Origin of the sequence: Thalassospira sp. A40-3, assembly GCF_015871485.1 — a bacterium.
GTDB lineage: Bacteria > Pseudomonadota > Alphaproteobacteria > Rhodospirillales > Thalassospiraceae > Thalassospira > Thalassospira tepidiphila.
This window is the reverse complement of the sequence record NZ_CP065428.1, coordinates 2,288,409-2,312,014: the sequence shown is the minus strand read 5'-3', so window position 1 is coordinate 2,312,014 and position 23,606 is coordinate 2,288,409. Positions and strand designations below refer to the sequence as shown.

The window sequence follows — 23,606 nt, the reverse complement described above, 5'->3', positions numbered from 1 at the left end:
TGTATCGTTAATGTTTTTTTGAGTCTTTGCGCCGATAGTCATTCTGTAATCAAGGCTCTGTCTGTTGATATGTGCCCTTGAGATTGGGTTATGAAAATTAGACGCCTTGTCTGGTTGTGTATCACTGTCAGTTTGGGTTAAGCTGTTCTGACAAAACACAAAAATAAGGCATCGCAACGTCGATGCCGATACGCCGCCAGGCACGGGACCAGGGGAATTACTGCGATAATGCTGAGTTGGATGTTCAATCGGCAGAAAAATGCGGGCGATGGGGGGCTTGATGATAAAGCCTCTGCCAAGCTGCGTGATCTGGCCGACACTGTTCGCACCATCGCACCTGAAACGTTTGGATCTGATACAGGTCGCGTTCAGGGTCGCGCGATTCCCCGCAGACATGTTTCCGAAAATAACGCCGATGCATCGGCCCTTGAACACGCAGCCCGTCTTTCGTCTGAATTGGACGCGCTGGACGATGCCGAGGATGTACCTGATTTTGACAGCGACGTGCGCATGGATGTGGCGCGCCGTCTGCGTCGGCATCTGACAGATTTGAGCCCGTCCGAAAGACTGGAAATGGTTGACGAGTTCGTTTCGGCGATTGCCAATATGGGCGACTGTTATCGCCCGCAGGTGATTGCGCTGATCGAACAGGAACTGGGTCATACCCCGTACATGACCCGTCAGGCGGCCAACCGTTTACGTCAGGATATTCAGGCGATTGGCCGGGTGTCGATTGCCGATTATATCGAGCTTCTGAGCGATTCCGACTTCCTTGATATCATGCGCGGGCGCGGTGAATTCATTCAAACCGCAGCCGAACGTGAACGCGCCGAGCTTGAGGCCGCCGCCAAGGCCCGCCTGATCGAGCAGCAGGCGGAAAAGGAAAAGGGCGGTTTGTTGAACCGGTTGCTGTCATCTGATGACGCGCCGCGGAACGTTGTGCCGATGACGCCGCATTTCGTTGAAAAGACAACAAAGTCAAAGGCGCCGGAGAACGATATCCTCGGTGGTCAGAACCGAATTTCGCGTCAGGCCCAGCGCCGCATTGCCCATTTCATCATGGCGTCCCTGTTTGACACGCTGGTCGAGCAGGGCCGGATGCGGACCGAGGTTGCCCGTGCGTTGCGCCAGTCGGTCCGTCAGAGGATTGAAAAGGCCCGTTTTGAAAACCGGGTGCTGATGCCGTCGCGTGATAGAGACATGGTTGTCGAGATCGCAGACAATGAAATGGTCGACAACGATGTCATTGAGGCAACAGATGCCAAGATGACGATTGACCAGTATGTGCTTGATGCCCTGTCGCGCAATGATGATGCGCTGGTGGTGCAGGCACTTGCCCATTACGCGCAAATCCGCGCCAACGCCGTTTCCAAAATTCTTGATTCCGGCAGTGCCCGGGCGATCACAGCCCTTGCATGGCGGGCAGGGATGACTGCACCTGCAGCAGTCGTCTTGCAGATCAGTAACGGTATCCCTGAATCGGCAATCGAAAGCCCGGCGGCCGGTGGTCGCTTTGCGATGGCAGCTGCCGATATGGATTGGTACATCGATTTCTTTAGCGACATGAAGCCTGTAGCTTCGCGCATGAAGGTCGAAAAAGAAAACGAACCTGCGCCGGCATCTGCACAGACGGCAAAGCCAAGCGGCAGGACCATGTCGCGCGGTCAGGGACTTCGACCGCGCAGCGGGCGCAACAGTGGCGGGCTCGAGGGGCTCGTCTCTGACAGGCGGTCCAAAGGTCTCAAAGAGGACTGAGTGCCATGAGCAGCAATCACGGCATCTCTTATGACGGGCTGAAACATGCCCTTACCATCAAGGAAAGCTATCTGTCTGGCGAGCCGCTTACCGTGACCGGGGCGGCCAAGCAGCAGCGTCTGTTGATGCCGGAACATTTGCTGAGCAACGACCTTGCCCTGATGCAATATGACGATCCACTGGCCCTTGCCGTGATCGCAACCAGGGATCCAGAAAGCCCGATGGCCTTGGCTGCTGCGATCCGTATGGGACCGCATGCCAAATGCAAGGAACTGATTACCGGGGTCTTTGAAGTCGTTTCCGAGGCAACCAAGCATGAACTGGTTGCCGATTGCGCCAAGCTTCTGACCAAGAACGCATTCAGCCCAGAAGCATTCCATCTTGTGCGCACACGCGCCTCCAATCACGTCGTGGAGATCCGCGAAGCCTATCGCCGGGCGATGGGGGATAACCTGCGCGCGTTGCTGGATGGCAAGATGGCCGCGCGCGAGTTTGTCGAGGAATTCATCGAACTGGCATCAAATGGCAACCTTAGGATTGATATCTATCGCCGTCTGGTGATGAAACTGATGCGCTCAGACGCAGTGCGTCCAAGTGTGAAATTCATGCTGCTGGAACGCCTTGATCGTTTCCCGCAGATGGTAAAGCTTCAGATCGTCAATGAAGTCAATTCGGCACCCGATACCCCGGAATACCAGACCCTGAAGCAGGAATTGCGCTGGATCTACGAGGCAAAACAGAAACAGCAGCTGCCACATGCCAAGCAAACGCCGATCAATGCATCGGGCAATGCTGATGCATCCGGGCCGCGTATTACGGCGGCTGATCTTGTTGGGCGGTCACAGATCGATTTCGGGGCGGCTACGGGCATGCATCGCCGCAACAGCATCATCAAACCGGCCGAGCCGACCTTGAAACGCAACGCGACGCCCAGCATCATGACCAGCGGCGGCTTCAGCACGCGCGAACTTTCTTCCTGGCTTAACTAGGGTTCAGGCCCTGAGCTTTGCTGCCGATGCGCTTGGCGTGTGGTTAGCTCAGCATCTGTGATGTCGCGGTATTTGCCGGGACATGAACATGCAGGCCAGCCTGTTTTTCCAGATATACGGTACAAATCACGCGCACAAGCGATGCGAAATTCGGGATGTCACCACGTTGGGCGACGACCTCGTCGTGGATTTTGCCGAGAAACTGCGGGGTGCTGAAACCTTCACCCGCGGCGATTTCATCAAGAATCTGCCAGAAACGCAGCTCCAGGCGCAGGCTTGTAACAACACCATTGATCCGCACAGACCGGCTGACAGACTGATAAAGTTCCGGGTCAGTTCCAGAATAAATCTGACACATTTGAACGCCCTTTCCTGTTTGTGCCGCTGTTACGAGATGTGCAGCGGTTTTCTTTTTGTTTGGCGCAATGGTCGATCAAATGGCGCCCAAACGCAATCACCGTTTGGGCGCCGATACATTACAAATTGATTTCAGTGCCAAGAACCTTGAGGAAAGCCGCCATCCATTTCGGATGTGCCGGCCAAGCCGGTGCGGTTACCAGATTGCCGTCGATGCAGGCATCATCAATGGCAATGTCGGCATAGGTCCCGCCACCAAGTTTGACTTCAGGTGCGCAGGCCGGATAGGCGGAAACCTTGCGACCCTTGATGATATCGGCTGCTGCAAGAAGTTGCGCACCATGGCAGACAGCAGCGATCGGTTTGTTGGCAGCATGGAAATCACGCACCAGACGAATGACATCTTCGTTCAGACGCAGATATTCCGGTGCACGACCGCCGGGGATGACTAGCGCGTCATAGTTTTCGGCTCGCGCCGCCGCAAAATCGGCATTCAGGGCAAAGTTGTGGCCGCGCTTTTCGCTATAGGTCTGATCACCTTCGAAATCATGGATAGCCGTTGCAACCGTATCGCCGGCATTCTTGTCCGGGCAAACGGCGTCGACATGATGTCCAACCGCAAGCAACGTCTGAAACGGCACCATGGTTTCGTAATCTTCGGCATAGTCGCCGGTGATCATCAGAATTTTTTTCGCAGACATGTTTTATCCTCCCGCTTGTTTTCATTTGCCGCCTTTGGGCAAGGGCAGGGAACTATACGCCTGATACAAGCTGGGCGGGTAACAGCGGGGTACTACGTGCGAGGAAGTTGACGTGGTGTACGTTGTAGCGTCTGTCACCCAAATAAAAAAGAGGCCCGTCTGGGCCTCTTTCGAAATGCGGTTCTGTGAAAAAGAAGATCAGCTTTTGGGTGCTGTCGGCTTTTTCGCAGCCGTGGTTTTGGTCGCCGTTTTCGATGCGGTCGACCGTGAACGGGTTGCCGGTTTCTTGGCTGCAGTTTTTGCCGCAGGTTTGGCGGCCGGCTTTGCAATGGATTTTGCGGTGCTTGCGGTTTCTGCACTTTCGATAACGTGCAGGTCGCGTTGTGGGAAGGGAATAGAGAAACCAGCCGCTTCGAGTTCCGTTTTCGATTTACGGGTCAGATCGAAGAAGGTCGGCCAGAATTCACTGGTTGCAACCCAGCCGCGTGCGGTCAGATCGACCGAGCTTTCGCCAAGGGTGGCGACAAAGCTCATCGGTTCCGGATCCTTCAGTACGCGTTCATCGGATGCGACAAGGTTTTTAAGAAATTCGAGGGCCGCATCAACATCGTCATCGTAGGAAATGCCAACCTTGATATCGAGGCGGCGGGTTGGGTTGCGCGAATAGTTTTTGATCGCGCTATTCCAGATTTGCGAGTTCGGCGCAGAAATAAACACACCATCCGGCGTTTTGAGCAAGGTGGTAAACAATGTTATTTCAACAACGGTGCCTGAAATCGAACCAGCTTCGATAAATTCATCGATTTTGAGCGGACGCAGGATAAGAATCATGACACCGGCGGCAATATTTGATAGTGTCCCCTGCAGGGCAAGACCGATTGCCAGACCAGCGGCACCGAGAACGGCGATGATGCTGGTTGTTTCAACGCCGAAGTTCGACAGAACGGCGACGATTACGAAAATCAAAATCACGTAACGTACAATGCTTGATGCAAGCGGCTTTAACGTCGCATCAACAAACTTTGTACTCTTTAGGGAATGGCGGACCAATGCAGCCGCCCGGCCGGCGACCCACCAGCCAACAATGAGTATCAGCACAGCGCCGAGCAAATCGAGGCCAAAGCCCAGTGCAAATCCTTTAAGCATTTCTGTGATGGTCGCTACATCGGTTTCGATCATTTGAACCTCGTCCGCTCCGTGTCATAATTGTGTTGATTGCCAACCATACTTCTGTATGAGAGGATTAGCATTACAGGTTTGAGTGCGCTTGAAAAGTAGGACGCCAACACCATTTTTTTTTAGATGGCTGGAACAAACCAGAATTCTGTTCGTTTAAGACCATAATTCCACCATCATTGGTGTTAAGTTATTAGCTGAAGAACAACCTTAATGACAGGGGTAAGACATGCAGATCAATCCGAAAATTCTTTGTGCTCTTGGTGGCGTTGCGCTTCTGAGTGCATGTAGCAGTGTGGACAACAGCGGCACCGCGGTACCTTACGGCGGTAACCCGTTCACCTACAGCAGCTCGGTCTCGTCTGCGCTCTCGTCCGAAGAGCCGACCACTGACTTCGGTAAAGCGCTTAAGGCCGAATATCTTGCATACGCACAGCGCGAAGCTGACGAATGGTATGACTTCTTCGATGCCGACTTCTTTGCGAAGAAAGCCGGTCGCGTAAGCGGTGACACCATCGTTCTTCCGGAAGATCCGGCAAACTGGCGCTTCTCTGATGAGGAAATTGCACAGAAACGCGCCGTCCGTGACGAACTTCTGGCCCTTCTTGATGACGGCAAGCGCGAAGCAATGCCGGCAACCGCAGCGATCGCACAGTCTCGCTTTGACTGCTGGGTCGAGGAAAGCGAAGAAGGCTGGCAGACCGAGCTGATCAGCCAGTGCTGGAAAGATTTCGAAGCTGCAATGTCTGAGCTGCGTGCAGAACAGCCGGCCGTTGTTGTAGCCCCGGTTGCCGCTGCTGAGCCGCGTCTGTTCACCATCTTCTTCGATTTTGACAGCGTTGCGATCACCCCGGTTTCCGAGCGTGTTCTTGATGCAGCTGCTGAGCAGTGGGCATCCTCGATGGGTGATATCACCGTCGTTGGTCACGCTGATGCCGCCGGTCCGGCAGCATACAACCTGCGTCTGTCCGAACGTCGTGCCGCAGCAGCCCTTGGCGAGCTGACCGGTCGCGGTGTGAAAGGCGACATGGTTTCGCAGGATGCTGTTGGTGAAGGCGATCTTCTGATCCCGACTCCGGATGGTGTTCGTGAGCCGCGTAACCGTCGTGTGACGATTTCTGTCGACTAATCACCGACATTTACCAAATCTTCGGCAACGAGGTGGTATAATGCCACCTCGTTGTTTTTCTATGTGGTTTTGACGATCTGGCGATTTTTCGCGGAAACAGGTGTTGAATTTGGGATTAATGTGAATAATCTCTGGATTGTATTCCTGATTTAAGTGAGAGGCGGGGACAAATGCTGAAGGCCATCAAGACGGTCTTTTCGCGGCGCTCGGGGGGCGTTGCTCTTGCAGTTGCTACACTGGCAGTTGCAACCATGTCGGTCTTGCCGACTGCGCGCGCGGCAGACAAAACACCGGTCGTTCCGTTTGAACGTTATTTCGCTGACTTGCGCGGCGACGGAAAGACCCTGCGTTTCAATGCGTTCTCCGGTGAAATTCCGGGCACGCGAATCAAGGAACTTCTGCGTTCTGGCCAGGTCATTGGGGATCGTATCCTGCTGGCAGAGGATGTCGCGGTTTATTTCCCGGATGGTTACATCGTCCAGTCGCAAACGAACTTTGCGAAATATGTGCCGAAATACGGCGTGAAGCCGAGTGAGGTTTCTGGTCGTGACGATCTGGTTGAAAATCCGCGTTATGCCCTGATCAATCGTTTCGATGTTATTTTGGGTCGCGAATGCGCGCGCACCGAATATGCCAACGGATTTGCTGCCCTTCGCATCAAGCCGGATGGCGTAATGTCGCTGGTACTTGAAACAGCCGGTCACTTCGACACGATTGTTGATGAGCAAACCACGGCATACACCGTGACCAGTGCCGTGCAGCCGGTATTTATCGGCAACCAGGGCCTTGTCCCGGATCTGATTGCGCAGTGCGGGCTCAGCTAAGCTTTTCAAAGATATTTTGAAACGACAAAGGCACCGGATCATCCGGTGCCTTTTTTGTTGTCGTGATGCGATGGCGTCCTGTTGGACCGGTGCTTTAGGCCAGGCGCGGCAGTTCAATTGCCGGGCAGCGATCCATGACCGCGGTCATGCCGTTTGCCTTGGCCTTTGCGAAGGCCTCTGGATTGATCACGCCAAGCTGCATCCAGACCGACTTTGCGCCGATTGCGATGGCATCATCGACGACGCCAGCCGCGTCTTCGCTGTTACGGAAAATATCGACCATATCGACCGGATCGGCGATATCGGAAAGCTTTGCCACAACAGTCTGACCGTGAATGGTGCCACCAGCCTGACCTGGATTGACCGGAATAACTCTGTATCCCTGATCAAGCAGGAACTTCATCACCCGGTTTGACGGGCGTTCCGGCTTGGGGCTGGCGCCCACAAGCGCGATGGTCTTTGTCGTTTCCAGAAGCGCTTTGATTTCCGGATCGGTGGGATTTTGAAATTCGGCCATTTGGGTTCATCCACTTCGGGTGATCACTGTATATGATTGTTATATGAGTGGTGGCTTCCTGCAACTTTGATATGCGTCAGTAAGCTTATCATGGGCGTGCAAATGGCTGCCCTCGCGGAAAGTTGATGGCAATTTAAGTGACGGCGACCACCAAATGCTTTTTGACTGGGGGATCGGCGAAACCTGACAGGGTTATTTTGTATGTATCCATGGCTTGATCCATCCGGGCGGTTTTCCTTTTTCAAACTGGCTGTCTTTGTTGCACTTCTTGTGCCCGGCATCGTGTTGTTGTGGCCGGTCATTGCCGAGGGCGGGGCAACCATCCCGGTCAAGGAAGCCATTCTGCAAAGTGGTGAATGGACCATCCGGATATTACTGATCACGCTTCTGGTGACACCGCTTCGCCGCATAACCCGATTTTCTAAACTGGTACAGGTGCGCCGCCAAGTTGGTGTGGCTGCCTTTTGCTATGTGGTGATCCATTTTGGCCTGTATGCGATCAGCCAGAATCTTGATGTTGGCCGCATTGCCAGCGAGATCGTTTTGCGGATTTATCTGACAATCGGGTTTGTTGCCCTGATCGGGTTGGCGGTTTTGACCGCGACGTCCACCAAATCAGCGATGCGCAGACTGGGGGCCAAGTGGGGGCGCCTGCATAAACTGGTTTATCCGATTGCCGTGCTTGGCGTGGTGCATTTCTTTTTGCAGTCCAAGGTCGATGTCAGTGAAGCAACGCTGATGGCCGGGATGTTTGTTGGCCTGATGCTATATCGCTTTGCCCATTGGCGGGGATGGTCGCTTAGATCTACTGTGACTTTGTCTGTCATTGCGGTGATTGCCGGGTTGGCAACAGCCGGCATTGAATATGCCTGGTATGCCTTGGCGACCGGTATTCCGGCCGATCGCGTGGTTGCAGCCAATCTTGAATGGATGTGGCCGTTACGCCCGGCATGGAATGTGGTGTTGGCCGGTGTCGCGATCAGTGTGATTTCTTTGTTCGGGCGAGATAAACCGGCACGGAGCTGGATTGCCCGGCTCGTTGGGAATAGCAGCGTCACCGCCGAGGCATCATCGCGTTAAGTGGCATAACCCGCAATGTCTGTGGTTTCGTGAAATTCCGGTCCACCGTCGGCTGACTGACAGTGGACCGGGTTGGTGTGATTATTCCGAGCGAATCTTGCTTAGGAAGTTGTTGGTTTCGCGGCGCAGATTGACCGAGTACTCCATCAGTTCATGGGCCGATTTCAGAACCGTATCGGCACTTTCGGTCGACCGGACAGCAGCCGCGCTGACCAAGCTGATGCTTTCGGTCACACCGCTGGTCCCGACAGAAGCATTTTCAACACTGCCGGAAATCTCCTGAGTCGCAGCGCCCTGTTCTTCGACTGCCGCCGCGATGGCGGATGCGCTTTCGTTAAGTTCACCGACAATATCGGTGATCTCGTTGATTGCGGTTGAGGACAGCTTGGTCGCGTTCTGGATACTTTCGATCTGCTCGGAAATTTCCTGTGTCGCGCGACTGGTTTGGGATGCGAGGTTTTTGACCTCGTTGGCGACAACCGCAAAGCCCTTGCCAGCTTCGCCAGCACGGGCGGCCTCGATCGTGGCATTCAGGGCCAGAAGGTTGGTCTGGGCCGCGATGTCGTTGATCAGGGCGATGACATCGCCAATACGTGCTGAGGCCTCGACAAGGCCATCCACCGTTTCGCGCGTGCTGGTTGCCTTGTTCGAGACATTGGCGGCTACCTCGCTTGAATGGTTGGCCTGACGGCTGATCTCCGTGATGGAGGCAGACAGTTCCTCGGACGAGGCGGCAACGGTCGCAACGTTGTTCGATGCATTTTGCGCGGCATCCATGCCGATCTTTGCCTGTTGGGTCGTTTCATCAGCCGTGCCGGACATGACGCGGGATGCGTCGTCCATTTCGCGTGCCGCGTTTTCAAGGCCGTCGATGATGGCCCCGACTGTATTTTCGAATTCATCGGCAAGCTTGCGACCGAGAGTCTTTTTCTCTTCCTCGTTTTTCCGACGCAGTTCTTGTTGTTCGGCCTCAAGGCTTTTCATGCGCTGTGCGTTGGTCTGGAAAATTGTGACCGCGCTGGCCATTTCGCCGATTTCGTCCTTTTGATCCTTTGCCGGGACTTCGGTGTCGAGTTCGCCGCCAGCGATCTTGTTCATGGCCACGGTCATGGCCCGGATCGGATGAGAGATCGACCGGTTGACGCTAAAGGCGATCAGTAGTGCGACCAGCAGGGTTACAATACTTACACCCAGTGACAGGGTGGTGGCGTCGTTGATCGCGCTTGCAAAGAAACTGCGATCAATGCCCATGACGACAATGCCAAGGTTCTGGCCGCTAAAATCCGTGATCGGGCGCGCCATCAGGGCCAGTTCGGTGCCCTCGGCATCCTGCGGGGCAAGGATCTGTTCGCCGTCACGAGCCGCGGCAAGTGTGGGCGATGCAATATCAAGGAAACCTTCGGGGAAGGTGGAGGCAAAGACTTCAAAGGTGCCGTCACGGTCAATCAGAAGGGCGGCATCGGTGTTGGAGTGTGCCTTGAAGTTTTCAAAGAAGGCCGGACCAAAGGATAATCCGAATTCAACCGAGCCGACATGCGTCCCATCGTTGAAAACAGGCGTGACACCGCGCATGCCAAGACCGGCAACACCGACTTCCAGGCCGCTGATGGGTTGTTGTTTTGTGTTGGTTTCAACCACTGTTTTGCGGAACGAAGACAAATCGTCACCGAATTTATCGAGCTTATGAACCCTAAGGAACGAGATCGCCGGGGCCTTATGGAACTGGAACTGACGCACGCCATGGTTTTCTTTGAGTTCAGCGAAGCCAGGGCCGAAAATATCGGCCAGCGTATCGCGGTCATCTTCCGCCATGGCTTTCTGGGCGGCGGGGATGGTTGCGGCAAAATCCGCCATCGCAAGCGCACGAGCGGCTTCCATGTCCAGCGCACTTCGCAACTTTTCGAAATTGACGCGCAGTTCGCGTTGTTCAGCACCTGCGACAATGTCACGTTCAATGGAAAGATTGATAAGCCCGATCACCAATGCCGTCGCAAAGGTTATAAAGATCATCGCGATACTTAGTCGCGGACCTATTTTCAAAGATTTCAGCATGTCCACACTTCCCCGCCTATCTATTGTTTTTCTTAGAAGAATTATAAATATTCATTCTTCTGAAGACTTGCGGAGATCATCTAAACTCAACTTTGAGTTTATGTGAATACCAAATAATACGGGTATTTATATATCTAAAGGTTATAATATTGCGGTAAATATAGGAAAACCTCCAACCAATCGCCTGAAGCAAATTTTTGACGATTGGAGGAGGCGACGGTCTTTTGGGCGGGGTGGGCTGCTTAGCCCGCTGCGCGGCGGGTGAGGGCGGTCAGCAATCCAGCACCAATCATCACCCCGCCTCCGATGCGTGTCAGGCGACGCAGGGTGGATGGGTGGCGGAACCGTTCACGCAGCGCACTTGCCATTACCGCCCAGATCGCAACGTTGATGGCGGCCAATATGACAAAGGTCGCGGTCATAATCGTAAACTGTGGCAAAAGCGGATCGCCAGCAGTCACGAACTGCGGCACAAAGGCGATGAAGAAAACGATGCCTTTGGGGTTCAGGGCGGTAACGATATAGGCCTGCAGGAACATGCGCGACGGACGGTTGCGTTTGGCATCCGGGTTGTCATGCAGGGCTTCGGGCTTTTCACGCCACATCTTGATACCAAGATAGATCAGATAGACCGCCCCAACGAGTTTGAGCACGGTAAACGCCTCGGCGGAGGCCGCGAGTAACGCACCAGCCCCGGCCAGCGAGATCGTCATTGCGGTGAGATCGCCCAGTGCAACCCCCGGAACCGTTGCCCATGCAGTTTGTTTACCCTTGCCCAAGGCATAGCTCACGACAAGCATGATGGTCGGGCCGGGGATGGCCAGAACCACAGCACAGGCAAAAGCAAAGGCAAGCCAGATTTCAAACGACATGGGGCGTACTCCGAAAAAGGTATCTGTTGACAGAATGCGTCATTCCGAAGGGTTTGCAAATACCATCATAAGGTAATCTGCCGGATATAGGGCAGTCTACTCGTGGCGCCAGCTCGGATGGCGCTTTTCGATAAAGGCGCCGATCCCTTCGCGGGCATCATGTTTTTGCATATTCGCCGTCATGACGTCGGATGCATAGGAATAGGCCTGCGACAGCGGCATTTCGAGCTGTTTGTAAAATGCCTGTTTGCCAAGCCGAACCGTCATGCCCGACCGGGCGGCAATCCCGGCGGCCAAGGCATTGGTGTGTTCTTCAAGTTCATCATCACCGACCACGTCTGACACCAGTCCCATGGCAAAGGCGGTTTCGGCATTGATCGGATCGCCGGTCAGAAGCATCCGCATGGCATGCTTGCGGGCAATGTTGCGGCTAAGTGCGACCATCGGGGTAGAGCAGAACAAGCCGATATTGACCCCCGGGGTGGCGAACTTGGCGCTGTTGGCGGCGACAGCCAGATCGCAACTGGCGACAAGCTGGCAACCGGCTGCTGTTGCCATGCCGCGCACACGCGCGATGACGGGTTGCGGCAGACTGACAATCGTCATCATCAGGTCGCTGCATTGTGTAAACAGGCTGGCATGCTGATCACACTCAGTGATGCCATTCATTTCCTTAAGGTCGTGCCCGGCACAAAAGACAGGCCCCTCGGCTGCCAGAATGACACATCTGACGGTGGTCTCCTTGGCGATCTTGTCAAAGGCGTCCTTAAGGGCCGTCATCATCGCCCCCGACAGGGCATTGCGGCGTTTGGGGTTGTTCATCGTCAGGGTGACAAAGCCGTCATTGTCTGTGCGTGTGACAAGCTCTGGCTCGGTTGTGGAAACGGTCATGGCGGGCCTCCCGGATGGCTGTATGTGTTTGACGTTTTTTGATTTTTAAAACACGGTATACCGTAGTAGAATTACACGCAAAGGGTTAGCGGCCTGTGCCAATAATAAAACCCTGGGGATGTGCCGAATGTTATTCTGTCTTTGCCCGATCAATAAAAATTAATTCGGCAAGTGGTTGTGCATGAGTAAAGATTTCCCAAATCGGCGGGGGCGGGCACCGGGGCGCTTTGTTCCGACCCGGACAGTCCGTGAGTCTGTGCGGCTGACGAAACCCGTGCGTGAAACGCCCATCAAGCGGTTTGACAGCAAGGACATGATGGAACGCGATCTTGAAAGATATCGCGCAGAGGCCCGTGCACGTCTTTTACAGAACGGCTTTGATATTCCAGCCTTTCTGATGCCCAAACCCAAGATCAATCCTGAAGACGAAGACGCCGGTGATGCCCCCGATCCTGTCATCGAGGAAGATCTGCGTCCTCCAGCCATGATCGGGCCAAAGCCAACCATGCCGGTTAAGAGTGAAAAGCGCGCTGATGTGAAAAATCCGGCTGCGGTTGCCGCGGCAAAGGTCAAACCTAATCGCCATGTCTATGTCCCGGACAAGGCAAGCGGGCTTGTTTCGATGTTCCTGCCAGACGATAGCCAGCTGAAATCTGGCGCATCAGACGCGGCCGGCGCAGGGGGCGGACAATTGGTGCGACCGCAGGATCTTGCAGCCCATGAAGCTGCCCAAAGGGCTGCCATCGACAAGGAACGTAGCGCCTATGACGACTATGTCGACAGCCTGAATGGCGGTAAGACATTGCTTGATCGGACTCGGGAAAAGGACAGCCAGGGCGGCGATGTCGGCAATGACATTGCAGGCCGGGTAGACGACCTGAAAGAGACCGAGGTTCGAAAGTCCCGCATCAATCTGCCAGATAGCGAAGACAACTGGGCCCTGCATGAAGACCTTGATGCCAAACGTCAGGCGATTTTGCAAAAGCAGGGAAAGTCGTCGGGATCTGCAAAAGGGCAGTCATCGAAGGGGCCTAAACAGCCAGGTGAACCCTTGGGCTTTAACAAGATGATCGCGCGGTTGGCAGCCTACATGATTGCAGCGGTGGCTGTGGGCTATGTTCTGGTTCTGACGGTCAACGAATTTTCGGCAATTCTCGGCAGATAACACAGATAAAAAACTATTGCCGAACGATTGCCTTAATCTCCATATATTAGTGAGGAATTCGGTGGTTTGACGTCAGGGCTGTCTAGGCCTTGCGCGTTGCGCAACGATAAGAACAAGGTACGGGGAAGATAGAGCGAAATCATCCGAGGCGGGGGCCGCCGTGATCATGGCATGATGGAAAAGATGCCGGGATCAGGGCGAGATAACAGTTCACCCTGTTGCAGGAGGCAGCAACTGATGCTGTGAAGTCGCCATGATGTATGACGAAACCGGTCAGGAAGACCGTCAGCCTGTTTACTTGCCTGAGAACCGTTTTCACTGGGCATCCAACGACGAAGTCGACAAACCGCTGCGTGATCTTTCGCGTGGGCCTGTTCACACCCGGTTCAGGCAAAAATCCGATCAAGGGCCGGGTATGTCGCCCGGTGAGTGGATGCGTGAAAATTTGCCCGGGCTCGGCGCAACGGCGATTGTGGCAATCGTGATCTTGTGTGTTGTGGTGGCGATCTATACCGACGTGGCCGGGATTTTGACCCGCTAGTGGTTGGGGATCTGATGTCCCCTAAAAGCGGTCTGTGTATGCGCAAATTGTTGACGTTAACGTAAACGTTATGTCAGGCTATCTCCCTGAAACAAAAATGCTGCGTCAAAGCAGCTCCAGAGGGAGGCCATCCAAGCCATGAACAGTTCCGTGACCCGGACCGGTGTAACGCCAGCCGACTTTGATGCCATCATGCGCGAGAAGGTCCCGTTTGTCGGCGATATGGATGTCAGGACCGAAAGCCTTTCAGACGATACCGCAATCCTGCGTCTGCCATTCAAGGAACGCTATCTGCGTCCGGGCAATGTGGTGACCGGGCCTGCGATCTTTGCGCTGGCCGATATTGCACTGTATGCCGTGGCGTGGCTTGTGGTCCCCAAGGCGGATCTGGCGGTAACGACCGAGGCGACGGTTCATTTCCTGTCCGGGGCAAAGCCCGGAGATCTGATTGCAGAGGCCAAAATCCTGAAGGCGGGCAGGCGGCTTTTGATTGCCGAATGCCATATTCGATCTGCCGTTGATGACAGCCTTTGTGCGCATGTGATCGGGACTTATGCGATGCCGCCGGCCGAAAAATAGGCTAAATTTGTGTGGTAAAATAATACCTCAACCATTAAGTCATTGATTTAATGTGAAATATTCCTGTTGTTTTCCTGTTGGATGCTGGCATAATGCGCCGACTTTCAACGAGGGAACATTCCCTCCGTGGAACCCAGTTTTCGAGTATAGAAATAATGAAAACCTTCACTGCGACACCGAGCGACATCGAGCGCAAATGGTTCGTGGTCGACGCAGAAGACGTCGTCCTTGGCCGCCTTGCAGCCGTTGTTGCCAACCGTCTTCGTGGTAAACACAAAGCGATGTTTACCCCGCACATGGATTGTGGCGATCACATCGTCATCGTCAATGCCGAAAAAGTCAAACTGACTGGCCGTAAGCTTCAGAACAAGAAGTTCTACTGGCACACCGGTTACCCGGGCGGCATCAAAGAACGCACCATGGACAAGCTCCTGAACGGTGAGCATCCGGAACGCGTCATCATCAAAGCTGTTGAGCGTATGATGAGCCGTGGCCCGCTGCGCAGCCAGGTTCTTTCCAAACTGCACGTCTATGCTGGTACCGAGCATCCGCATGAAGCTCAGAAGCCGGAAGTCCTCGACGTAGCGGCTATGAACGAAAAGAATAAGCGGAGTGGCAAATAATGGCCGACACCAAAACTCTTGAAGATCTCAAGGATCTGGCACAGGGCGGCGAAGTTGCTGCTGCTGCAGAAGGCACCCTGCCGGAGCCGAAGATCGACGCACAGGGCCGTTCCTATGCAACCGGCCGTCGTAAGAACGCAATTGCACGCGTCTGGATCAAACCGGGCTCGGGTAAAGTCACCGTCAATGGCCGTGAGTTCGAAGACTACTTCGCACGTCCGGTTCTGCGCATGGTGATCAACCAGCCGTTCGGCGTAACCAATCGCAAAGATCAGTTCGACGTTGTTTGCACCGTTTCCGGTGGCGGTCTTTCCGGTCAGGCCGGTGCCGTTCGTCACGGTATTTCCCGTGCACTGACCATGTTCGAGCCGGCACTGCGTCCGTCACTCAAAGCTGGTGGGTTCCTCACCCGTGACTCGCGTGCTGTTGAACGTAAAAAATACGGTCGCGCCAAAGCTCGTCGTAGCTTCCAGTTCTCGAAACGTTAAGTCGTTTTCGGGCAACAGGCTCGCGATACTGTTTGGAAAAGCGTCACCCTCGGGTGGCGCTTTTTCTTTTTGCGAAAGCCAATAAGAAAGCGGCGTTCTCACATAGGAGAGCGCCGCTTTCTCTTTCGTATCAAGGCGTACCTGTTGCTTATTGCCAGCGGTCCGAGAAATCGCGCGGGATCATCAGGATGTCACGATCCACTTTGGTCACATCCGTATGCCCACACAGCGCCATGGACACTTCAAGCTCCTTTTGGATGAGCTCAAGCGTCTTGGTCACACCGGCTTCGCCCATCGCACCCAGACCATAAACATAAGCGCGCCCGATATAGGTGCCCTTTGCGCCAAGTGCCAAGGCTTTCAGCACGTCCTGGCCAGAGCGGATCCCGCTATCAAGGTGGACTTCGATCTTGTCACCAACGGCATCCATGATCGCCGGCAGGGCCCGGATTGAGGACAGGGCGCCATCAAGCTGGCGTCCGCCGTGGTTGGAAACGATGATGGCGTCTGCGCCGACATTCAGCGCCTCCAACGCATCGCGCGGATCAATGATCCCCTTGATGATCAGCGGCCCATCCCACATCTTGCGGAATTCGCGAATGCGATCCCAATCAAGGGATACATCGAATGCTTCGGCGGTCCAGGTGCTCAGCGATGACGCGTCGGCAACACCCTTGGCATGGCCGACAATGTTGCCAAAGAACCGCCGCTTGGTGCCGAGCATGCCAAGGCCCCATTGCACCTTGGTCATCATGTTTGTAACCGATTTGAAAGTCAGCTTCGGCGGGGCGGACAGGCCGTTTTTCAGATCCTTGTGGCGCTGTCCCAGCATCTGAAGATCGACTGTGATGACCGCGGCCGAACATTTGGCGGCTTTGGCGCGGTCAAACAGGCGCTTCATGAAGTCGTCGTCTTTCAGTGTGTAAACCTGTAGCCAGAACGGCTTGGATGTGTTTTCGGCGACATCCTCGATCGAGCAGATCGACATGGTCGATAGCGTGTAGGGGACGCCGAATTTCTCTGCCGCACGCGCAGCCTTGATCTCGCCATCCGCACTTTGCATGCCAGTCAGTCCGACCGGGGCAAGGGCGACGGGCATGGAAACATCCTGACCGATCATCTGGCTTTTGGTGGAACGACCGGCCATGTCGATTGCGACCCGCTGACGCAGGTGAATTTCCTGAAAATCGGTAGTGTTTTCACGGAATGTCTGCTCGGTCCAGCTTCCGGATTCTGCGTAATCGTAAAACATGCGCGGTGTGCGCCGTTTATAGATGCGTTTCAGGTCTTCGACGCAGGTAATCACTGGCATGAGGTCAACTCCGAATAAAATGTGCCTTGTATTGGTAATACCACTTTCCGAGGTTGTCGCAAACCGAATTGAAAATCAGCTTTTGAGTTGCTGTTTTCGGATGCCGGATTCAGACCGATGTTGTTGGCACCAAAGAATTTTAAAAAGAGGGATCGAAAATTCGGAAGGTTGTGATATTAACAAATCTCTGACGCGATAATTTTTTGAATTTAAGGTGTGATCCAATGGTTGGAACGATGCGACGAGTTTTCAAAACATAACTGTTTGAACCTCTGTTGGATAACCTTGCGATATGTGAAGGGCCGCTAATGGAGCGGTCTTTTTTTATGCCAATTTGAAAGTTTGGCACTTACCTGAAGCCCAAAGAAAGGGACCCCCGATATGCAGTACAGAAAGCTGCACGATGCCGATTTTGATGCCGCAAACGCATTTCTTGCCAATCATGCAGCGACCTGCATGGTGCTGCGCGGGAACCTGCGAACTGCCGGTATCGAACGACGTCGTCACCCGCTTTCTGGCAACTGGTTTGGGGAAGTGACCCCGGATGGCAGCATCAGCGCGATTGTCGCGCAATTTGGCAATGGCAATGTCTTTGTCGAGGCCGGCGGTCAGAAGGCTATCCCAAAGGAACTGACGGCGGCGTTTGTTGCAGACCCGCTGAAACCGGTTGCAGGTGTGTTTGGTGATGCTGATACGGCGCAGGATATGCTCTGCCAACTGGGGCTTGAGGACGCGCCCTATGCGATCAATGCATCGGATGTGCTTTACGAGCTTGATCTTGCCAACCTGATCGTGCCGCAAAACGCCCGCGCCGATGATTTTCAGATGGTTGATGCGGAAAAGATTGACCGCAATACATTGCTGCGCTGGTTGCGCGCCTATGAGATCGAGGCACTTGGCGCGGAAGACACACCAAGCCTTGATAGCAAAATCGCTTCACGCCTTGTCCATGCACTGGATGCCCGGACGATGTGGGGCCTGATTGTCGACGGCAAGGCGGTGTCGCTATCCGGCTTTAACGCAACCTTGCCTGATATGGTTCAAGTCGGCCCCGTCTGGACTCCGCCCGAGGAACGCTCCAACGGTTATGCTCGTATCCTGGTTGCCAAAACGCTTCTGGCAGTGCGGGCGCGGGGCGTTAAACGTGCTATTCTGTCAACCGACAGCGAAGCGGCGGCGAAAGCCTATGAAGCGCTTGGGTTTAAGAAGGTCGGGCGGTATCGGTTGGCGATATTAAGTAAACCGTCTGTCGTTCATATGGAGGATTGTACACTGTGAGATGGCTTCTTGCTGTAAGTGTAAGTTAAGCCTTTTGTGATTATGGTGGGCTAAATTTCAAGAGGTTTGAGGTAAAGATGAGCTCCAACGGTAACCTGAAAATCCGCGTATCCTGGTACGATGAGAGTCAGAAGCCCTTCTTGGACGAGTTGGACGATAAGGTTTTCGAGCCTTGGGATGTCAGCTTCAACGCCAAGAGCGATCTGTTGGAGTTGGATCTTTTCCGAAAGCTTCTTAAAGAAAATCCGTTTGAAACCGAAGACGATCTTGTGGGCGTGTTTTCCTGGAAGTTTCTAAGGAAGTCAGGAGTTCCTTATGATCATCTTATGGCAGAGATCGCGAAAGCCCGACGTAAGGAAGTCGACGCCATCATCCTTAATCCTGCGATTGCCAATAACGCTTTGTTTGCCAACGGCTTGGAGCAAGCGATTGCATGCGGGCATGGTGGTTTCAAGGTTGTTTTTCCGAAGCTTGAGCTTGGGCAAATAACCAAATCGCTGTTGCCTGTAGACACCTTCTGTATGTCTTCGTACATCATCGCTAATCGCGCATTTTGGTGTGATTTGGTGCGCTTCCTTGACTTGTATTTGGATATCGCTGACCGTCTGGCGAAGACCGACGAAGAGTTCAAGAAGGTCTATTTTGCAAGTGCTGGTTACCATCGGAACCGCAAATTTGATCATCGACCATTTATGATTGAGCGATTGGTTCAGCTATTCCTGAATACACGAATGTATAACGTTCATTATTTGCATCCCACGGAGAATTGGTTGGGCAACAAATTCGGGGACAAGGCCGAAATTGTGGACAAGTTATACCACCTCAAGCGAGTGTCGCTAAATAACAGCCTTTTGCTCAAGGAATGGATGCAAGTACGACATCCGATTGTTTCAGATTGGCCGAAATTGACAGAGTTTTTCCATCTCGACGATCCGAAAATAGAAATGTGAATGGGCGGATCCGGGGCTATCTCGCAGAAAAGTCTCTAATTGCCTTTGCTACGTAGCGACACTGGTCAGTACCGAGATGCGGCCCGATTGGCAGGCTAAGCACGTCTTTGGCAAATTGGTCTGCAAGTGGATAGTTGCCGTTTGCCGGGAGACTGTCAGCGTATGCTTGCTGCCTGTGGGAGGGCACCGGATAGTGAATGCCGGTACCAATGTTATGCTGGGCAAGATAGCTTTGCAGCTTGTCACGTTCAGGCTGACGTATGACAAAAAGGTGCCATACCGCATCCGCCCATTCCGGGATTGCAGGCAGAATGACGTTGCTGTCTTGCAATTCCTCTAAGTAAACTGTGGCTTGCTCTTTGCGCAAATTGTTCCATTGATCAAGGTGTCGAAGCTTGACTTCAAGCATTGCTGCCTGCAGCGGGTCTAGGCGGCTATTAAAGCCTTTCACCTCGTTAAAGTACTTCTTCCGGGAGCCATAATTTCGCAGAATTCTTATCTTTTCTGCGAGTTCTGCGTCGTTTGTGGTGATTGCGCCGCCATCCCCAAACGCACCGAGGTTTTTGGCCGGGTAAAAGCTCCATGTTGCGATGGTTCCGTGTCCACCGATTTTGCGGCCTTTATAAGAGGCCCCATGCGCTTGCGCGGCATCTTCAATCACTGGGATGTCATGTTTCTCCGATATCTTAAGGATCGGGTCAAGGTCAGCGGGTTGCCCATAAAGGTGAACCGGAATGATTGCACGTGTTTTTGGTGTGATTGCAGCTTCTATCTGTTCGGGATCGATATTGAAACTGTTCGCGCGCGGTTCGACGGGAACGAGATTTGCACCAACCTGCGAAACGGCAAGCCAGGTCGCAATAAAAGTATGAGACGGAACGATAACTTCGTCGCCGGGGCCAACATCAAGTGCACGCAGGGAAAGCACCAGTGCATCAAGACCACTTGCTACCCCGACGCAATGTTTGACATTGCAGTAGTTTGCATATGTATCTTCAAGACTTTCAACAGCGTCGCCTAGGATGTAAAAGCCGGATTCCATAACCTGTTGATAAGCGGCGTCTATGTCCGTCTTGATCGCGCGGTACGTATGACCCGGATCGAGAAAATCAACTTTCATCGGCGCTTTTCCTGCTCATCATGGTTCACGGATACAGTTGGCATTTTAACATCGAGTGAGACTCAGAACCGGCTACTTATTTGCTATGCTCTTCAGATAATTCTCGAACTTTGTGCCGAATTCTGCAACGTCAGGGAATTTCCTTGACCAATAACCACTAAGCGCCCTTGCTTGCTTTGCACCTTGAGTGGCCAGTTCTCTATCAGTGATAACGCCGTTCTTGTGTGAGGCGATTAGCAGGTCAATCCAGTCTGTGATTGCAAACACGAAATCGGGGTTGCTATCTGGGTTGGAGTTTGAATTGTGCTGCGGATCGAAACGGAAATAGCTCAACTCTTCATCAATATAATGCGCCTGATGCCCGAGGGTAGTATTCCAGTAAAAGACAACGTCACTTAAACCTTTTGCGTAAATAGTGTCACTATAGGTCAGTGAGCTGGTCCTGTCATACTGTTTGAGAGTTTCTCCTCTGAGCATGATTGTTGAAAACTCCCCGACGAAGTTCTGGAAGCTAAGAATCATCTGCCTTTGAAGTTCCCTGCCGTCAATCAAGAATGCTTGATTTGCCGGGCGTCTCTCTTTCCCACGTTTGTTTTGGTTATTGATTGTGGCTGATGCAGAAAACACCATACTAGTATTTGAGCTCGACTGAAATGCTTCAACCATTCGCTCAACGCAGAATGGATGAAGTAAGTCATCATCGAAAAGTGGTTTGATGTAGTCTCCTTTTGCGGAAAATATCGCGTCCAAAATGTTCTGCCCGCCTTTCAATTCATTTCGGTAGTAATGAACTCCATTGAAGAGCGCGCATGTCTGCGCAATATTTTCCGTCGGGCAGTTGTCAGACACAATAATCTCGATGTTACTATAAGTTTGCCCGATCGCCGTCCTTAGAGTTTGTTCAAAAAACTCAGGCTTGTAGCTGGGTATTACAATTGAAACCAATGGGGTTTGAGACATCTTTTGCCACTGTCTCCCTTTTTCGAATGTCTTTTTATTAATCTGAACTATCTGTCCGCGGCTGCATTTAGAAAGGTATGATAGTCCCTGAGGTAATCTTCTTCGTCATAAAAGTTTGAAGCCAATACCATGCAGACCGATCCGGATGAGAAATTGTCAAGCTCTCGCCAAATCATGGGGCATATGTACAATCCATTGTAAGAGCGGTTGAGATGGAAGCGTTTTTTTTCTTTGCCATCATCAAGCACGATATCAAAGCTTCCCGACATGGCCACAATCAGTTGGTGCAAGTTCTTGTGTGCATGGCCACCTCTTACAGAACCACCAGGAACGTCATAAAGGTAATAGACGCGCTGTATGTCGAACGGAATATGATTGTTTGCCTCAATAAAGGTCAGGTTCCCCTGACTGTTTGAGATTTTGGGTAGCTCGACAATCTTGCACAGATGAATGCTCATATGATCAAAATCCCATGTTTCGATCTTCCAAAGTTAACCACCAGAACTTTGCTTTCGTGTTAATTTCAGAAAAATCTCTGATGCTTGTACATCTTTTCATAGCGCAGACAAAAACTTAACGAATAATTTTAAGGTTCAGTATAGCTCTGGACATCGACATGATTGGAGAAGGTTGACGGAGATAACGTCATGACGGCAATTCTTCTCGGTGCGGCCGGGACCGGTACATCGTTTGCCATTGCAAGCAGACTTCGTGCTGTTTGGGGCGATGAGGTCCGTATCGTTTCTGTGGATATAAATCCGCCGGAGTTGGTAACCGCCTCGCTGCTCTCTGATATATTTGTACAGGTTCCGTTCGCAGACAATCCTGCCTACGAGAACAAGATACGTACTATCGTACTTTCAGAAGGTATTGATGTTTACGTTCCAATCTTGAACGAAGAGCATCTTGTTGCGCAAAATATTATCGGTGATCCGAATTTTGGTGGTCTTGATGTTTGGAGTTCCGAACTATATGCGCGATGCATAGACAAAGAACTTGCCGATCAGTTTCTGAAAAGCATCGGTGTACCAACGCCTAAGATCATTGATCCGGTTGGACTTTCACCGCAGGCAGAGTGTTTTGTCAAACCTCGCAGTGGTTTTGGCAGCAAGGGGGCCCGTAAAGTATCTGTCGAAGAGTTAAGTGATCTCTCAAAATCGGAACTCGAAAGCCTGATTATTCAGGAAGTATGTGAAGGTCCTGAGGTCACGGTTGACAGTTTTTACGATGCGCAAATGGATGTATCGTTTGCTTATTGCCGCGAAAGGATTGAAATCAAATCGGGCGTGTGTACTAAGGCGCGGGTTTTTTTCGATCCTGAGCTTGCCGATATTGCGCGAAGAATTGGCAAGGGCTTGCAGCAACGCGGCACGATTTGCTTTCAGGCGATGAGGGCCAGGAACGGGTGGGCGATTACCGATTTGAATGTTCGATCCGGGGCTGGGACCGCGATCACATGTAGTGCCGGGTTCGATGTTTTAGCTGCAGCATTTGCATGTCGCACTGGACAGAATTACAGCAAGTTTGTTCGCCAGCTTGCAGTGGATGAAGAGTTTATCGTGACCAGGCAATATACCGAGTTCGTAATGGCTCATCGTCAATGATTTACGCTTTTGATCTAGACGGTACCCTTATAACCGCTCGACAACGCCAGATGACACTCTTGCGAGCTGTTGCAAAACGCATTGATGTGCATCTCGTGGAAGACGCAGTTTGGCAAAAGAAGCGCGAAGGCATCTCAACATTGGCAGCGTTGTTGGAGATGGGTTTGAATGAAGATAAGGCAAAAGAGATTACCAGTGCTTGGATTCAGGAGATAGAGACACCCTATTGGTTAAGCCTCGATACACTTTTTGGCGATACGGTGACAGTACTTGATAGTTTTCGGAAAACGGGGAAAACATTGATTTTGCTGACAGCGCGGCAAAATAGACGGCTGCTTTTGCAGCAACTTTCGCGTCTTGGGATCAGGGGTTATTTCAAAGGTGTTGAGTGTGTATCCCCGTTTTGTGCTGTCGATGAAAAATCAAACGTACTGTCCCGGCACTCGTTCGCCGGCTTTGTTGGTGATAGTGAAACCGATTTTGCCGCTGCCAATAGGACTGGGACACCGTTCTATGCCATTTCTACAGGACAGCGCTCACCAACCTTTCTCGCTGGTTTGGGAGTGGATCGTCCGCACAGTTCACTGCTTGAGGTCAGGGACGCCATCTTTGGCGCCGTCTTGGATAAATGAAACAGATTTGA

The 23,606-nt window shown here is 52.7% G+C and carries 25 protein-coding genes; 14 read left to right on the top strand and 11 right to left on the bottom strand.

Features of this window, described 5'->3' with window-relative positions:
* The first annotated feature begins 228 nt into the window (after nucleotides 1-228).
* Complete coding sequence (locus IT893_RS10540) at nucleotides 229-1,755, top strand: DUF2336 domain-containing protein (RefSeq protein ID WP_197145139.1); 1,527 nt, start codon at nucleotides 229-231, stop codon at nucleotides 1,753-1,755.
* Between the two features lie 5 nt (nucleotides 1,756-1,760).
* Nucleotides 1,761-2,744, top strand: a complete 984-nt coding sequence (locus tag IT893_RS10535) for a hypothetical protein (RefSeq protein WP_197145138.1) — start codon at nucleotides 1,761-1,763, stop codon at nucleotides 2,742-2,744.
* Between the two features lie 43 nt (nucleotides 2,745-2,787).
* Here IT893_RS10535 and IT893_RS10530 read toward each other — a convergent pair whose 3' ends face one another.
* The 3 genes from IT893_RS10530 to IT893_RS10520 form a co-directional block, all read right to left on the bottom strand.
* The gene (locus tag IT893_RS10530) at nucleotides 2,788-3,102 is read right to left on the bottom strand and encodes a ribbon-helix-helix domain-containing protein (RefSeq protein ID WP_008890961.1); all 315 of its coding nucleotides are present in this window, start codon (nucleotides 3,100-3,102) and stop codon (nucleotides 2,788-2,790) included.
* Nucleotides 3,103-3,220: 118 nt separating this feature from the next.
* Nucleotides 3,221-3,802 (bottom strand): DJ-1/PfpI family protein, encoded by a 582-nt coding sequence (locus IT893_RS10525; RefSeq protein WP_197145137.1) that lies wholly within the window; start codon nucleotides 3,800-3,802, stop codon nucleotides 3,221-3,223.
* Nucleotides 3,803-4,000: 198 nt separating this feature from the next.
* Complete coding sequence (locus tag IT893_RS10520; RefSeq protein WP_197145136.1) at nucleotides 4,001-4,981, bottom strand: mechanosensitive ion channel family protein; 981 nt, start codon at nucleotides 4,979-4,981, stop codon at nucleotides 4,001-4,003.
* 226 nt (nucleotides 4,982-5,207) lie between these two features.
* Here IT893_RS10520 and IT893_RS10515 point away from each other — a divergent pair, with 226 nt between their 5' ends.
* Both IT893_RS10515 and IT893_RS10510 read left to right on the top strand, forming a co-directional pair.
* Nucleotides 5,208-6,107, top strand: coding sequence for an OmpA family protein (locus IT893_RS10515; RefSeq protein ID WP_197145135.1), 900 nt, complete (start codon nucleotides 5,208-5,210; stop codon nucleotides 6,105-6,107).
* 170 nt (nucleotides 6,108-6,277) lie between these two features.
* Nucleotides 6,278-6,931, top strand: coding sequence for a hypothetical protein (locus tag IT893_RS10510; protein ID WP_008890957.1), 654 nt, complete (start codon nucleotides 6,278-6,280; stop codon nucleotides 6,929-6,931).
* A 94-nt stretch (nucleotides 6,932-7,025) separates the two neighbouring features.
* Here the strand turns inward: IT893_RS10510 and IT893_RS10505 are convergent, their stop codons facing one another.
* The gene (locus IT893_RS10505; RefSeq protein ID WP_197145134.1) at nucleotides 7,026-7,448 is read right to left on the bottom strand and encodes a CoA-binding protein; all 423 of its coding nucleotides are present in this window, start codon (nucleotides 7,446-7,448) and stop codon (nucleotides 7,026-7,028) included.
* Nucleotides 7,449-7,649: 201 nt separating this feature from the next.
* Here IT893_RS10505 and IT893_RS10500 point away from each other — a divergent pair, with 201 nt between their 5' ends.
* A complete protein-coding gene (locus IT893_RS10500) occupies nucleotides 7,650-8,528 on the top strand; it encodes a sulfite oxidase heme-binding subunit YedZ (RefSeq protein WP_197145133.1) in 879 nt (292 codons plus the stop codon).
* 81 nt (nucleotides 8,529-8,609) lie between these two features.
* On the opposite strand, the gene IT893_RS10495 is transcribed toward IT893_RS10500, so the two are convergent.
* From IT893_RS10495 to IT893_RS10485, 3 genes are all read right to left on the bottom strand, one after another.
* Nucleotides 8,610-10,580, bottom strand: coding sequence for a methyl-accepting chemotaxis protein (locus tag IT893_RS10495; RefSeq protein ID WP_197145132.1), 1,971 nt, complete (start codon nucleotides 10,578-10,580; stop codon nucleotides 8,610-8,612).
* Between the two features lie 242 nt (nucleotides 10,581-10,822).
* Complete coding sequence (locus tag IT893_RS10490) at nucleotides 10,823-11,452, bottom strand: LysE family translocator (protein WP_197145131.1); 630 nt, start codon at nucleotides 11,450-11,452, stop codon at nucleotides 10,823-10,825.
* 96 nt (nucleotides 11,453-11,548) lie between these two features.
* Nucleotides 11,549-12,343, bottom strand: coding sequence for an enoyl-CoA hydratase (locus IT893_RS10485; RefSeq protein WP_120224944.1), 795 nt, complete (start codon nucleotides 12,341-12,343; stop codon nucleotides 11,549-11,551).
* 274 nt (nucleotides 12,344-12,617) lie between these two features.
* Between IT893_RS10485 and IT893_RS10480 the strand changes: the two genes are divergently transcribed.
* From IT893_RS10480 to rpsI, 5 genes are all read left to right on the top strand, one after another.
* Complete coding sequence (locus tag IT893_RS10480; protein WP_197145130.1) at nucleotides 12,618-13,508, top strand: hypothetical protein; 891 nt, start codon at nucleotides 12,618-12,620, stop codon at nucleotides 13,506-13,508.
* A gap of 253 nt (nucleotides 13,509-13,761) precedes the next feature.
* A complete protein-coding gene (locus IT893_RS10475; RefSeq protein ID WP_197145129.1) occupies nucleotides 13,762-14,049 on the top strand; it encodes a hypothetical protein in 288 nt (95 codons plus the stop codon).
* A 138-nt stretch (nucleotides 14,050-14,187) separates the two neighbouring features.
* The gene (locus IT893_RS10470; protein ID WP_063090063.1) at nucleotides 14,188-14,628 is read left to right on the top strand and encodes a PaaI family thioesterase; all 441 of its coding nucleotides are present in this window, start codon (nucleotides 14,188-14,190) and stop codon (nucleotides 14,626-14,628) included.
* Between the two features lie 155 nt (nucleotides 14,629-14,783).
* Complete coding sequence (gene rplM / locus IT893_RS10465; RefSeq protein ID WP_008890948.1) at nucleotides 14,784-15,251, top strand: 50S ribosomal protein L13; 468 nt, start codon at nucleotides 14,784-14,786, stop codon at nucleotides 15,249-15,251.
* Nucleotides 15,251-15,739, top strand: coding sequence for a 30S ribosomal protein S9 (rpsI, locus tag IT893_RS10460; protein WP_008890947.1), 489 nt, complete (start codon nucleotides 15,251-15,253; stop codon nucleotides 15,737-15,739). Before rplM ends, rpsI begins: the two co-directional genes overlap by 1 nt.
* Before the next feature lie 148 nt (nucleotides 15,740-15,887).
* Here the strand turns inward: rpsI and IT893_RS10455 are convergent, their stop codons facing one another.
* On the bottom strand, nucleotides 15,888-17,051 hold the full coding sequence (locus tag IT893_RS10455; RefSeq protein ID WP_197145128.1) for an alpha-hydroxy acid oxidase: 1,164 nt from the start codon (nucleotides 17,049-17,051) through the stop codon (nucleotides 15,888-15,890).
* 381 nt (nucleotides 17,052-17,432) lie between these two features.
* On the opposite strand from IT893_RS10455, the gene IT893_RS10450 reads away from it, so the two are divergent.
* The gene (locus tag IT893_RS10450) at nucleotides 17,433-18,329 is read left to right on the top strand and encodes a GNAT family N-acetyltransferase (protein WP_197145127.1); all 897 of its coding nucleotides are present in this window, start codon (nucleotides 17,433-17,435) and stop codon (nucleotides 18,327-18,329) included.
* Between the two features lie 77 nt (nucleotides 18,330-18,406).
* Nucleotides 18,407-19,279, top strand: coding sequence for a hypothetical protein (locus tag IT893_RS10445; protein WP_064780744.1), 873 nt, complete (start codon nucleotides 18,407-18,409; stop codon nucleotides 19,277-19,279).
* 16 nt (nucleotides 19,280-19,295) lie between these two features.
* Here the strand turns inward: IT893_RS10445 and IT893_RS10440 are convergent, their stop codons facing one another.
* The 3 genes from IT893_RS10440 to IT893_RS10430 all read right to left on the bottom strand — a co-directional run bounded on the left by IT893_RS10440 (nucleotide 19,296) and on the right by IT893_RS10430 (nucleotide 21,817).
* Nucleotides 19,296-20,399 carry a DegT/DnrJ/EryC1/StrS aminotransferase family protein gene (locus IT893_RS10440; RefSeq protein ID WP_197145126.1) on the bottom strand — a complete coding sequence of 368 codons (1,104 nt, stop codon included), beginning with the start codon at nucleotides 20,397-20,399 and terminating at the stop codon, nucleotides 19,296-19,298.
* Between the two features lie 72 nt (nucleotides 20,400-20,471).
* The gene (locus IT893_RS10435; RefSeq protein ID WP_197145125.1) at nucleotides 20,472-21,359 is read right to left on the bottom strand and encodes a glycosyltransferase family 2 protein; all 888 of its coding nucleotides are present in this window, start codon (nucleotides 21,357-21,359) and stop codon (nucleotides 20,472-20,474) included.
* Nucleotides 21,360-21,406: 47 nt separating this feature from the next.
* On the bottom strand, nucleotides 21,407-21,817 hold the full coding sequence (locus IT893_RS10430) for an FdtA/QdtA family cupin domain-containing protein (protein ID WP_197145124.1): 411 nt from the start codon (nucleotides 21,815-21,817) through the stop codon (nucleotides 21,407-21,409).
* A gap of 189 nt (nucleotides 21,818-22,006) precedes the next feature.
* Here IT893_RS10430 and IT893_RS10425 point away from each other — a divergent pair, with 189 nt between their 5' ends.
* Both IT893_RS10425 and IT893_RS10420 read left to right on the top strand, forming a co-directional pair.
* Entirely contained in the window at nucleotides 22,007-22,963 is a 957-nt protein-coding gene (locus IT893_RS10425; protein WP_197145123.1) for an ATP-grasp domain-containing protein, read from the top strand.
* On the top strand, nucleotides 22,960-23,595 hold the full coding sequence (locus IT893_RS10420; protein ID WP_197145122.1) for an HAD family hydrolase: 636 nt from the start codon (nucleotides 22,960-22,962) through the stop codon (nucleotides 23,593-23,595). The genes IT893_RS10425 and IT893_RS10420 overlap by 4 nt, the downstream gene beginning before the upstream one ends.
* The last annotated feature ends 11 nt before the right edge of the window (nucleotides 23,596-23,606 follow it).

Bases quoted from the DNA above. Each gene is read 5' to 3' on its own strand.
- IT893_RS10475 (WP_197145129.1), top strand. From the start codon at position 13,762: ATGATGTATGACGAAACCGGTCAGGAAGACCGTCAGCCTGTTTACTTG.
- IT893_RS10515 (WP_197145135.1), top strand. From the start codon at position 5,208: ATGCAGATCAATCCGAAAATTCTTTGTGCTCTTGGTGGCGTTGCGCTT.
- IT893_RS10485 (WP_120224944.1), bottom strand. From the start codon at position 12,343: ATGACCGTTTCCACAACCGAGCCAGAGCTTGTCACACGCACAGACAAT.
- IT893_RS10435 (WP_197145125.1), bottom strand. From the start codon at position 21,359: ATGTCTCAAACCCCATTGGTTTCAATTGTAATACCCAGCTACAAGCCT.
- IT893_RS10510 (WP_008890957.1), top strand. From the start codon at position 6,278: ATGCTGAAGGCCATCAAGACGGTCTTTTCGCGGCGCTCGGGGGGCGTT.
- IT893_RS10490 (WP_197145131.1), bottom strand. From the start codon at position 11,452: ATGTCGTTTGAAATCTGGCTTGCCTTTGCTTTTGCCTGTGCTGTGGTT.
- IT893_RS10540 (WP_197145139.1), top strand. From the start codon at position 229: ATGCTGAGTTGGATGTTCAATCGGCAGAAAAATGCGGGCGATGGGGGG.
- IT893_RS10420 (WP_197145122.1), top strand. From the start codon at position 22,960: ATGATTTACGCTTTTGATCTAGACGGTACCCTTATAACCGCTCGACAA.
- IT893_RS10425 (WP_197145123.1), top strand. From the start codon at position 22,007: ATGACGGCAATTCTTCTCGGTGCGGCCGGGACCGGTACATCGTTTGCC.
- IT893_RS10520 (WP_197145136.1), bottom strand. From the start codon at position 4,981: ATGATCGAAACCGATGTAGCGACCATCACAGAAATGCTTAAAGGATTT.
- IT893_RS10450 (WP_197145127.1), top strand. From the start codon at position 17,433: ATGCAGTACAGAAAGCTGCACGATGCCGATTTTGATGCCGCAAACGCA.
- IT893_RS10440 (WP_197145126.1), bottom strand. From the start codon at position 20,399: ATGAAAGTTGATTTTCTCGATCCGGGTCATACGTACCGCGCGATCAAG.
- rpsI (WP_008890947.1), top strand. From the start codon at position 15,251: ATGGCCGACACCAAAACTCTTGAAGATCTCAAGGATCTGGCACAGGGC.
- IT893_RS10505 (WP_197145134.1), bottom strand. From the start codon at position 7,448: ATGGCCGAATTTCAAAATCCCACCGATCCGGAAATCAAAGCGCTTCTG.
- IT893_RS10430 (WP_197145124.1), bottom strand. From the start codon at position 21,817: ATGAGCATTCATCTGTGCAAGATTGTCGAGCTACCCAAAATCTCAAAC.
- IT893_RS10495 (WP_197145132.1), bottom strand. From the start codon at position 10,580: ATGCTGAAATCTTTGAAAATAGGTCCGCGACTAAGTATCGCGATGATC.
- IT893_RS10455 (WP_197145128.1), bottom strand. From the start codon at position 17,051: ATGCCAGTGATTACCTGCGTCGAAGACCTGAAACGCATCTATAAACGG.
- IT893_RS10470 (WP_063090063.1), top strand. From the start codon at position 14,188: ATGAACAGTTCCGTGACCCGGACCGGTGTAACGCCAGCCGACTTTGAT.
- IT893_RS10500 (WP_197145133.1), top strand. From the start codon at position 7,650: ATGTATCCATGGCTTGATCCATCCGGGCGGTTTTCCTTTTTCAAACTG.
- IT893_RS10530 (WP_008890961.1), bottom strand. From the start codon at position 3,102: ATGTGTCAGATTTATTCTGGAACTGACCCGGAACTTTATCAGTCTGTC.
- IT893_RS10445 (WP_064780744.1), top strand. From the start codon at position 18,407: ATGAGCTCCAACGGTAACCTGAAAATCCGCGTATCCTGGTACGATGAG.
- IT893_RS10525 (WP_197145137.1), bottom strand. From the start codon at position 3,802: ATGTCTGCGAAAAAAATTCTGATGATCACCGGCGACTATGCCGAAGAT.
- IT893_RS10535 (WP_197145138.1), top strand. From the start codon at position 1,761: ATGAGCAGCAATCACGGCATCTCTTATGACGGGCTGAAACATGCCCTT.
- rplM (WP_008890948.1), top strand. From the start codon at position 14,784: ATGAAAACCTTCACTGCGACACCGAGCGACATCGAGCGCAAATGGTTC.